Here is a 10200-nt window from a genome sequence, read left to right on the forward strand (position 1 = left end):
ACCCGGCGTGGGTCGTTGTCGAGCAGGTTGGCTGCGACGATTTCGAAGTCGTTGTAGGAGGTGTGGGTGAACGCGCCCTTGCCGTTACAGTCCCCCATTGCCCAGATATGGTCGACGCTGGTTTTCAGTTGGTCATCGACCGTAATGTATCCCCGGGCATCGGTGTGGACACCGGCGGCCTCGAGGCCGAGGTCGTCGGTGTTGGGCCGGCGCCCGACCGCCAGCAGCAGATGACTGCCGGCGATCGGCCCGGCGCCGTCTCGCGGCGACACCTTGAAGCCGTTGTCCTGCTTTGCTATCCGAATATCAGCAGCATCGACGACGATGTCGATGCCCTCGTTTTGCAGGATCGACTTGATGGTGTCCGAGACGTCGTTGTCTTCGCGAGATGCCAGCCGCGGCCCTTTCTCGACGACGGTCACCCGGGCGCCGAAGCGGCGGTACATCTGGGCGAACTCGAGCGCGATGTAGCTCCCGCCGATGATGACGAGATGTTCGGGCACGGTGTCGAGTTCGAGGATCGAGACGTTGGTGAGGAAGTCGACACCCTCAAGGCCCGGAATGTCGGGCACCACCGCACGGCCACCGACGTTGAGGAAGATCCGCTCGGCTTGCAGGACTTCGTCGCCGACGCGCAGCGTGTGCGGGTCCTCGAATCGGGCATGCCCGCGAATGACCGTGCAGCCGTCCATTCCGTTCAGCCAGTCTTCGACGCCCTTGCGGTCGTCCAGCATGATCTCGTCTTTGCGCGTCTTGACTTTCGCCATGTCCACGCTGACCGCTCCGGTCCCGATACCAAAGTCGGCGCCGCGACGGGCCAGGTGCGCGGCATGCGCGCTGGCCACCAAGGTCTTGGTCGGGATGCATCCGTTGTTGACACAGGTGCCGCCGATGAGCTTGCGCTCCACCACGGCAACGGTGTGGCCGGCTGCGGTCAACCGGCCTGCGAGCGAGGGCCCGGCCTGACCGGCGCCCACTACGATCGCGTCGAAACGCCTTGTCACAGAGCAGCTGTTACCGCGGCAAGTGCGAACGCACCCAGCACCGCGACCGCATCCTCGAGCAAGGCGATCGGCAGGTCGTGGCCGTGCGACGCGACCAGGCGGGTCCGCGCCTGGTAGCCGCCCAGGGTGCCGAGCACCGCACCAATGGCTCCCGCCCCGAGCGCACTCCAGGTGTAGCCCCACGCGGTGCCGATGACCGCGCCCGCGAACGCGCCCAAGACGATCCGGGCGGCGAACGACGGCGGCGCCGTGCGGCTGGGTGTCTTGGGAAGCTTGTCGACGACCAGTTCACCGACCGCGAGGACGCTAAGGATCGCGACCGTCACCGGATGCCCCAGCCAGGAAGCCCACGTCCCATTGAGATTGATCCAGTGCAGCACGGCAGCCCACGCGACTACCGCGGGAGCTGTCATGGAACGCAACCCGGCGACGACACCGATCCCCAGAGCTAGCAGCAGAACATAAAAATGCGTCACGGCGACCCTCCTGAGGGGCTCAACAACAGAACGCGGCTCTAGCGGGACGCTAACACAGCAAAGCCGGTTACACCGGCGCATTCAAGATCAGAAACGACAGAACCGAATGTCCGAGGCCAGGATCGCCTTGGCCCCGATGGCCACCAGATCGTCCATGATCGCATTGACGCCCCGACGCGGCACCAGCGCCCGTACCGCGACCCAATCCGGGTCGGCGAGCGGAGCGATCGTCGGGGACTCCAAACCCGGTGTGATCAAGGTGGCGTCGTCAAGCACCGAACGCGGGCAGTCATAGTCCAGCATCAAATACTGTTGGCCAAACACCACGCCCTGCACCCGCGCGACCAGCTGCTCGCGGGCGGAGGCATCCGGTCCGTCGCCTGCGTCGTCAGGGTCGACCTGTTCGATGAGCACCGCCTCCGAATCGCACAGGGTTTCACCGAAGGCCACCAGATTGTGCAGGTTCAAGGTGCGACCCGAACCCACCACGTCGGCGATCGCATCGGCCACCCCGAGCTGCACGGAAATCTCCACGGCGCCGTCCAGGCGGATCACGGTCGCGTCAATACCGCGGGCCGCCAAGTCTTCTCGCACCAAATTCGGATATGCCGTGGCGATTCGCCGGCCGGCCAGGTCGTCGATGGTCCAGTCGCGTCCGGCCGGTGCGGCGTAACGAAAGCTGGACGACCCGAAGCCGAGCGCCAGTCGTTCGCGCACCGGCGCGCCGGACTCACGCGCCAAATCCCGTCCGGTTATTCCGAAGTCGAGCTCCCCCGACCCGACATAGATAGCAATGTCTTTGGGCCGCAGGAAAAAGAACTCGACATGGTTGTGCGGGTCGATGACGGTCAAGTCTTTGGGATCGGTACGACGACGGTAGCCGGCCTCGGCGAGAATCTCGACCGCCGGCTCGCTCAGCGCTCCCTTGTTGGGAACTGCGACCCGCAGTCTCGTGGAGCCGTTTCGGTGCAGCGCCACCATCACAGCTTCCGGTACACGTCGTCGAGCGTCAGCCCGCGAGCGATCATGAGCACCTGCGTCCAGTACAACAACTGACTGATCTCCTCGGCGAGTGCGTCGTCAGATTCGTGCTCGGCCGCCAACCACACTTCACCGGCCTCCTCCAGGACCTTTTTGCCCACCGCATGCACCCCACCGTCCAGCGCGGCCACGGTGCTGCTGCCGGGCGGGCGGATACGGGCACGCTCGCCGAGCTCGGCAAACAGATCGTCAAAGGTCTTCACGGCCTGCGATTGTTTCATGGGCGGGTAGCAAAGTCACGGCGGTTTCAGGTCGCGGGCCGTCCGCTTGCCGGAGCCACCTCGTCGGGCATGTCTTCCAGGGACACCCCATTGGTTTCCCGGACCCATCGCCACACGAAAAGAAGCGAGAGCAGCGCACACAGCGCGTAAAAGCCGTAGGCCAAGCCGAGCACGTGCCGCAGTGCCGGGAAGGTTACGACGATTGTCCAGTTGGCCATCCATTGCACGCCCGACGCCAATCCCAGCGCCGCGGACCGGATGCGGTTGGGGAACATCTCACCCAGCAGCACCCATAGGACGGGTCCCCACGATATGCCGAACGCGATAACGAACAGGTCGGCGGCGACCAGCGCGATCACCCCGGAGGCCATGTCCAGGTCTGGTCGACCGTTGACGACGGATGCGCTGGTGAAAACGACGGTCATGGTGACCAGCATCAATGCCATACCCGCTGATCCGGCCAGCAACAGCGGCCTGCGGCCGACCCTGTCGATCAGCGCGATCGCCACCAACGTGATCACGACATTGACCCCGGTGGTCACCAGCGCAATGGTGAACGACGACTTCTCGCCGAATCCCACTGCCTCCCAGAGCACATCCGAGTAGTAGAAGATCACGTTGATACCAACGAACTGCTGAAAGATGGCCAGCCCCAGGCCCACCCAGACGATGCTGTACAGCCCGCCGGTCGGCTTACGCAGATCGCGCCAGGACGGTGGTTTCTCCTGCTCCAGGCTGTCCGCGATCCGGTTTATCGTCAGCTCGACATCGCGGTCACCGAGCAGCTTGGAAAGCACTCGGCGAGCCTGCGAAATTTGCTGTCGCGCAACCAGATAGCGTGGCGATTCCGGAATGGTGAAAATTAGCGCGAAATACACCAGCGCCGGGATCACCTCGCTGAGGTAGGTCCAGCGCCACGCGGCCAGACCCAGCCACAGCCGCCCGCTGGAGCTCCCCGCCAGATGAAACGGCAACCAGGTCAGCGCCAGGGAGCCGAAAATGCCGCACACGATGGCGAGTTGCTGCAGTGAACCGAGCCGACCGCGGAAACGCGGGGGCGAGATTTCGGCGATGTACGCCGGGGCGGCGACGGACCCGAAGCCGATACCGATGCCACCGACTGTGTGAAAGATGACGAACATCCAAATGCTGCTTGCCAACCCGGCTCCGAGCCCGCAGATGAAAAACAATGTGGCCGAAAGCTTCATCATCGCCAGTCGGCCCATCCGGTCCGCGAACCGTCCGGCGAACACCGCTCCGGCAGCGGCGCCCATCAGTGCCGAGGCCGCGGCGAAACCCAACACCGCGTTGCCGACATGAAAGTTGGCCTGCAACGCCTTGACTGCACGGTTGGTCACCGAGATGTCGTAGCCGAACATCAGTCCCCCGATTGCAGCCACCGACGCGAAGCGGGTGGCGGACAAGAAAGGGACGCGGCGGTCGGCGGGCAGGTCTTCGTGAGGCGCCGATGGCGTCTGCCCGAGGGCATCATCACCGGTCATGGCGTCCGAGGATACCGCCGCACACCCGGCCGGCATCAGCGGTCAGACGTTGAAGTACTTCGCTTCGGGGTGGTGCAGGATGAACGCGTCGGTGGATTGCTCGGGATGCAGCTGCATCTCCTCCGAAAGAGTCACCCCGATACGCTCCGGTTCGAGCACGGCCATGGTTTTAACCCGGTCTTCCAGGTCGGGGCAGGCGCCGTAGCCGAAGGAGAACCGGGCGCCGCGGTAGCCCAGCTTGAAGTAGGCCTCTTTCGTGTCGGGATCTTCGGCGGACATCGCCCGGTCGCCGGAGAATCGCAGTTCCTCGCGAATACGGCGGTGCCAATACTCGGCAAGCGCCTCGGTGAGCTGCACGCCGATGCCATGCACCTCGAGGTAGTCGCGGTAGGAGTCCGACGCGAACAGCTCGTTGGCGAAGTCGGCGATTGGCTGACCCATGGTCGCCAACTGGAATGGCAACACGTCAACTTGTCCGCGCTCGGCCGCCAGGTCGCGGGAGCGGATGAAGTCAGCGATGCACAAGAACCGGTCCCGCTGCTGACGCGGGAAGGTGAAGCGGAATCGCTGCTCGGCATCGGGCCGCGGCTCGGTCAGCAGGACGACGTCGTCGCCCTCGGACACCACTGGGAAGTAGCCGTAGACAACGGCGGCGTGTGCCAGCACGCCGTCGGTGGACAGCCGGTCCAGCCAGTACCGCAACCGCGGTCGACCCTCGGTCTCCACCAATTCCTCATAGGACGGTCCCTCGCCGCCGCGAACCCCGCGCAGGCCCCACTGACCCAGGAACAGCGCACGCTCGTCCAGCAGCTCCGTGTAGTCGGCTAGGGCCAGCCCCTTGACGACCCGTGACCCCCAAAACGGCGGCACCGGCACCTCGACATCGGCCGCGACGTCGGAGCGCACTGGCACGACGACCGGTTCTTCGGACGCTTTCCTTTGCGCCGCAATCCGCTTGGACCGCTCATGGCGGGCCTTGCGTTCGGCCTCTTTCTCCCGGGCGGCGACGGCCTCCGGGCTGTCGACGTCGGGCGCCTCGCCCCGCTTCGCGCTCATGATGGTGTCCATCAATTTCAGGCCCTCGAAAGCGTCTCGCGCGTAATGAACTTCGCCTTCGTAGATCTCGGCGAGGTCGTTCTCCACGTAGCTACGGGTCAGCGCAGCACCGCCGAGCAGCACCGGGAACTTCTCGGCGACTCCACGGGTGTTCATCTCCTGGAGGTTTTCCTTCATCACCACGGTGGATTTCACCAGCAGGCCCGACATGCCGACCACATCGGCGCTCTTGTCTTCGGCCACTTCGAGGATGGTGGCGATCGGCTGCTTGATGCCGATGTTGACCACTTCGTAGCCGTTGTTGCTCAAGATGATGTCGACGAGGTTTTTGCCGATGTCGTGCACGTCGCCCTTGACGGTGGCCAAGACGATGCGTCCCTTGCCGGAGTCGTCGTCGGATTTCTCCATGTGCGGCTCAAGATGTGCGACGGCGGTTTTCATCACCTCGGCCGACTGCAGCACGAACGGCAGCTGCATCTGCCCGGAGCCGAACAACTCGCCGACCGTCTTCATCCCGGCCAGCAGGTTCTCGTTGATGATTTCCAGCGGCGGCTTTTGGGTCATGGCCTCGTCGAGATCGGCCTCTAGGCCGTTGCGCTCTCCGTCGACGATGCGTTGGGCCAGTCGCTCGAACAACGGGAGTTTGGCCAGTTCGGCGGCGCGCGACTCCTTCGACGACGCCGCCGACACCCCTTCAAACAGCCGCATCAGTTCCTGCAGCGGATCATATTCCTCGCGGCGGCGGTCGTAGACCAGATCCAGCGCAACCTCGCGCTCCTCGTCTGGGATCCGGTTCATCGGCAGGATCTTCGACGCGTGCACGATCGCCGAATCCAGCCCGGCTTCCTGGCATTCGTGCAGGAATACCGAGTTGAGCACTTGGCGGGCAGCGGGATTGAGACCAAACGAGATGTTGGACAACCCAAGCGTGGTCTGCACGTCGGGGTGACGTTTTTTCAGCTCACGGATCGCCTCGATCGTCTCGATGCCGTCTTTGCGCGACTCTTCCTGCCCGGTCGCGATAGTGAAGGTCAAACAGTCGATCAGAATCGAGGATTCGTCGACTCCCCAGTTGCCGGTGATGTCGTTGATCAGCCGCTCGGCGATCTCGACCTTCTTCTCGGCGGTACGGGCCTGGCCCTCTTCGTCGATGGTCAGCGCGACCACCGCCGCGCCGTGTTCGGCGACCAACTCCATGGTCTTGGCAAAGCGCGACTCGGGACCGTCACCGTCTTCGTAGTTGACCGAGTTGATGGTGCAGCGTCCACCCAGGTGCTCCAAACCTGCTTGCAGCACCGGGGTTTCGGTAGAGTCCAGCATGATCGGCAAAGTCGACGCTGTGGCCAGGCGGCTGGCCAGCGCCGTCATGTCGGCCGCGCCGTCGCGGCCCACGTAGTCGACGCACAGATCCAGCAGGTGCGCACCGTCGCGAGTCTGATCCTTGGCGATGTCCAGGCACTTCTGATAGTCCTCGGCGATCATCGCCTCACGAAAAGCCTTGGAGCCGTTGGCATTCGTCCGCTCCCCGATCACCAAGACCGAGGCGTCCTGCTCGAAGGGGACGGCGGTGTACAACGATGACACCGACGGCTCAAAGGTCACGTGGCGCTCGCCGCGTTGCGCGGAGCCGTTGTGATATCTGGCCACTACGTCGGCCACTTGCCTGATGTGCTCCGGGGTGGTACCGCAGCAGCCGCCGACCAGCGACAGACCGAACTCGGAAATGAAACTGTCCATCGCGTCGGCCAATTCGTCTGGCTGCAGCGGGTATTCAGCGCCCTTGGCGCCCAGCACCGGCAGCCCGGCGTTGGGCATCACCGAGACCGCGATGCGGGCATGCCGCGACAGGTACCGGAGGTGCTCACTCATCTCGGCAGGACCCGTCGCGCAGTTCAAACCGATCATGTCGACACCGAGTGGCTCGATGGCCGTCAGCGCCGCACCGATCTCGCTGCCCAGCAGCATCGTGCCGGTGGTCTCGACGGTGACATGGGTGAACACCGGGATATGCCGCCCGGTTTGCGCCATCGCCCGTCGCGACCCCAGCACCGCGGCCTTGAGCTGCAGGAGATCCTGGCAGGTTTCCACCAGGATCGCGTCGGCGCCCGCGTCGAGCATGCCCAACGCGGCTTCGGTGTAGGCGTCGCGAATGAGGTGGTACTCGGTGTGGCCCAGGGTCGGCAGCTTGGTGCCCGGCCCCAGAGACCCCAGCACGTAGCGTTTGCGGTCGCCAGTGGTCAATTCGTCAGCAACCCGACGTGCGATCGCGGTGCCCTTATGTGATAGGTCGCGGATCTTGTCGGCGATGTCGTAATCGCCGAGATTCGACAAGTTGCAGCCGAACGTGTTGGTTTCCACAGCGTCCGCGCCAGCCTCGAAATAGGCGCGGTGGATGGTGTCCAACACATCGGGGCGGGTCTCGTTGAGGATCTCGTTGCAGCCCTCCAGCCCGCGGAAGTCGTCGAGGGTGAGATCTGCGGCCTGCAGCTGGGTCCCCATGGCGCCGTCGCCGACAACTACGCGCTGCGACAACGTCTCGAGCAGATCGGTGTCGTAGCGGGTGTCGTTGGCGGAAGTCATCCCGACAAGCATAGCCGGTCTATGGAAAATGGCCTGGTCGTCGCGGCACCGGGACTCCGATCAGGCCGTACGCTAATTCTGTGAACTCGCCGGATCCCAGCGCTTCGCTACCCGAACTGCACAACACGATCGTCGTGGCGGCGTTCGAGGGGTGGAACGACGCCGGTGACGCGGCCAGCGACGCCCTGGAGCACTTGGACGCCATCTGGGAGGCCGATCCGATCGTCGAGATCGACGACGAGGCTTACTACGACTATCAGGTGAACCGCCCGGTCATCCGGCAGGTCGACGGCGTCACGCGGGAATTAGTGTGGCCGTCGATGCGGATCTCGCACTGTCGCCCGTCGGGCAGCGACCGCGACATCGTGTTGATGCACGGCGTCGAGCCGAATATGCGTTGGCGCACATTCTGCGCCGAGCTGCTGGCCGTCGCCGACAAGCTCAACGTCGACACCGTGGTGATCCTCGGCGCGCTATTGGCCGACACGCCGCACACCCGACCGGTGCCGGTGTCCGGGGCGGCCTACTCCCCCGAGTCGGCGCGCCGTTTCGGGCTGCAGGAAACCCGCTACGAAGGTCCGACCGGCATCGCCGGCGTGTTCCAGGACGCCTGCGTGGCGGCCGGGATACCGGCGGTCACCTTCTGGGCGGCGGTTCCGCACTACGTGTCGCAGCCACCCAATCCGAAGGCAACTGTGGCGCTGCTGCGCCGGGTCGAGGATGTGCTCGATATCGAGGTCCCGCTGGCCGATCTGCCGGCGCAGGCCGAGGAGTGGGAGCAGGCGGTCACCGAGATGACCGCCGAGGACGACGAGATCGCTGAGTATGTGCAGTCCTTGGAGCAGCGCGGCGACGCCGAGGTCGACATGAATGAGGCGCTGGGCAAGATCGACGGCGACGCGCTGGCCGCCGAGTTCGAACGCTATTTACGACGCCGCCGCCCGGGCTTTGGACGCTAGATGCTCAACGGAATCGGGTGCAGACCTCAGTAGATCCAACTCGGACTAATGAATGTTTGAGTTGTTTGCCGTACATACTGACCGATTCGGCAGTCAGCATCTCGTGATGCGTACAGTCGATCGAGTACACGGTAATGTCGCCAGCAACGTAAGGTCGCCAACTTGGCAGAAGAGACGAACTCCGATCGTTCTCATCCCGCACAGCAGAAAATATGATCATATCACCATTGAAAACACCGGGTTCGTGAGCTTGATACAACGTCATGCCATTCTTAACGTTGTGCACAAACAAATCCAGAACCTGTTTGTATCGAGGAAATTCTGCGGCTCCTCGTTCGCGAAGTAGTTCTTCTATCTGCTCGTAGGTAAGCGGCCCATCCTGTTCTGGAACGCCCTTAAGATAGAATCGCAAGACTTCTATCTCCTTTTTCCAATCGCCTAACTCCGGGTTTGATTGGATGTCGATGCTGGGAACAGCGTCGAGAAGGACAAGGCGTGCAATTACGCATCCGCGTCGCTGAAGCTCGATGGCGATTTCATGGGCGATCATGCCTCCCACAGACCAGCCGAGAAGGTTGTAGGGCCCGGTAGGATAAACCCCTTGGATCCTGTCGGCATAGTTTTTCGCCATATCGCGAATTGACCCAGGTTCAACTTCTTCGTCCTGCAGGATTTGTTGGATTCCAATGATCGGGCAGTCCAAGTAATTACCAAGAGCCAGGTACGGCCAACTCACCCCACCCAAAGGATGAATGCAGAACAGCGGCACGCCAGTACCCTTCTTCAGGGTCTGAACCGGAACTACTTCTTGCAAATCAGTGGTATCGCTATCGCCACGATGCCGGTGCAGATAGTCGGCAAGATCCCCGACAGTGGGCGCGTCAAACAGATACCGCACCGGCACTTCCCTGCCCAGCGCCGACCGCAGCCGCGCGCTGACCCGGGTGGCGATCAACGAATCCCCACCCAGGGCGAAGAAGTCGTCATCGAGCCCGACCCGATCCAGGCCCAACACCTCGGCGAACACCTCGGCGACGATTTTCTCGGTCGGGGTCTGCGGCGCCCGGAAGGGTGCAGCGGCAACCACCGGCGCCGGCAGCGCTTTACGGTCGATCTTGCCCGAGGAGGTCAACGGGAACTCGTCAAGCACCACAATCTCAGCCGGCACCATGTAATCGGGCAACCACGCACACAATTGCCGATGCACCACAGTGGGCTCGGGCTGCGGCACGCCGCTGATGTAGGCGATGAGGTGGTCGGCGCCGGTGGTGCTGTGGTGCACGGTGGCGGCGGCCCGGGTGACCTGCGGGCAGGCCAGCAGGGTGTTTTCGATTTCGCCCAGCTCGATGCGCTGTCCGCGC

8 protein-coding genes are annotated in these 10200 nt (G+C 63.6%); 1 reads left to right on the forward strand and 7 read right to left on the reverse strand.

Annotated elements, in window-relative coordinates:
- The 6 genes from ACLQI9_RS32385 to metH form a co-directional block, all read right to left on the reverse strand.
- Window positions 1-1004 (reverse strand): mercuric reductase (locus tag ACLQI9_RS32385; protein WP_442392852.1); only part of this gene is annotated, 1004 nt, incomplete at its 3' end.
- The gene (locus ACLQI9_RS32390) at window positions 1001-1480 is read right to left on the reverse strand and encodes a DUF4126 family protein (protein WP_442384794.1); all 480 of its coding nucleotides are present in this window, start codon (window positions 1478-1480) and stop codon (window positions 1001-1003) included. The genes ACLQI9_RS32390 and ACLQI9_RS32385, both read right to left, overlap by 4 nt.
- A gap of 87 nt (window positions 1481-1567) precedes the next feature.
- Window positions 1568-2428, reverse strand: a complete 861-nt coding sequence (hisG, locus tag ACLQI9_RS32395; RefSeq protein WP_442384816.1) for an ATP phosphoribosyltransferase — start codon at window positions 2426-2428, stop codon at window positions 1568-1570.
- Window positions 2429-2460: 32 nt separating this feature from the next.
- Complete coding sequence (locus ACLQI9_RS32400; RefSeq protein WP_442384796.1) at window positions 2461-2742, reverse strand: phosphoribosyl-ATP diphosphatase; 282 nt, start codon at window positions 2740-2742, stop codon at window positions 2461-2463.
- A gap of 26 nt (window positions 2743-2768) precedes the next feature.
- On the reverse strand, window positions 2769-4244 hold the full coding sequence (locus ACLQI9_RS32405) for a sugar porter family MFS transporter (RefSeq protein WP_442384798.1): 1476 nt from the start codon (window positions 4242-4244) through the stop codon (window positions 2769-2771).
- 42 nt (window positions 4245-4286) lie between these two features.
- The gene (metH, locus tag ACLQI9_RS32410; RefSeq protein ID WP_442384800.1) at window positions 4287-7880 is read right to left on the reverse strand and encodes a methionine synthase; all 3594 of its coding nucleotides are present in this window, start codon (window positions 7878-7880) and stop codon (window positions 4287-4289) included.
- Window positions 7881-7960: 80 nt separating this feature from the next.
- Here metH and ACLQI9_RS32415 point away from each other — a divergent pair, with 80 nt between their 5' ends.
- Complete coding sequence (locus tag ACLQI9_RS32415) at window positions 7961-8839, forward strand: PAC2 family protein (RefSeq protein ID WP_442384802.1); 879 nt, start codon at window positions 7961-7963, stop codon at window positions 8837-8839.
- 4 nt (window positions 8840-8843) lie between these two features.
- On the opposite strand, the gene ACLQI9_RS32420 is transcribed toward ACLQI9_RS32415, so the two are convergent.
- Window positions 8844-10200 (reverse strand): thioesterase domain-containing protein (locus ACLQI9_RS32420; protein WP_442384804.1); only part of this gene is annotated, 1357 nt, incomplete at its 5' end.

Source organism: Mycobacterium sp. (assembly GCF_052143115.1).
Lineage (GTDB): Bacteria > Actinomycetota > Actinomycetes > Mycobacteriales > Mycobacteriaceae > Mycobacterium.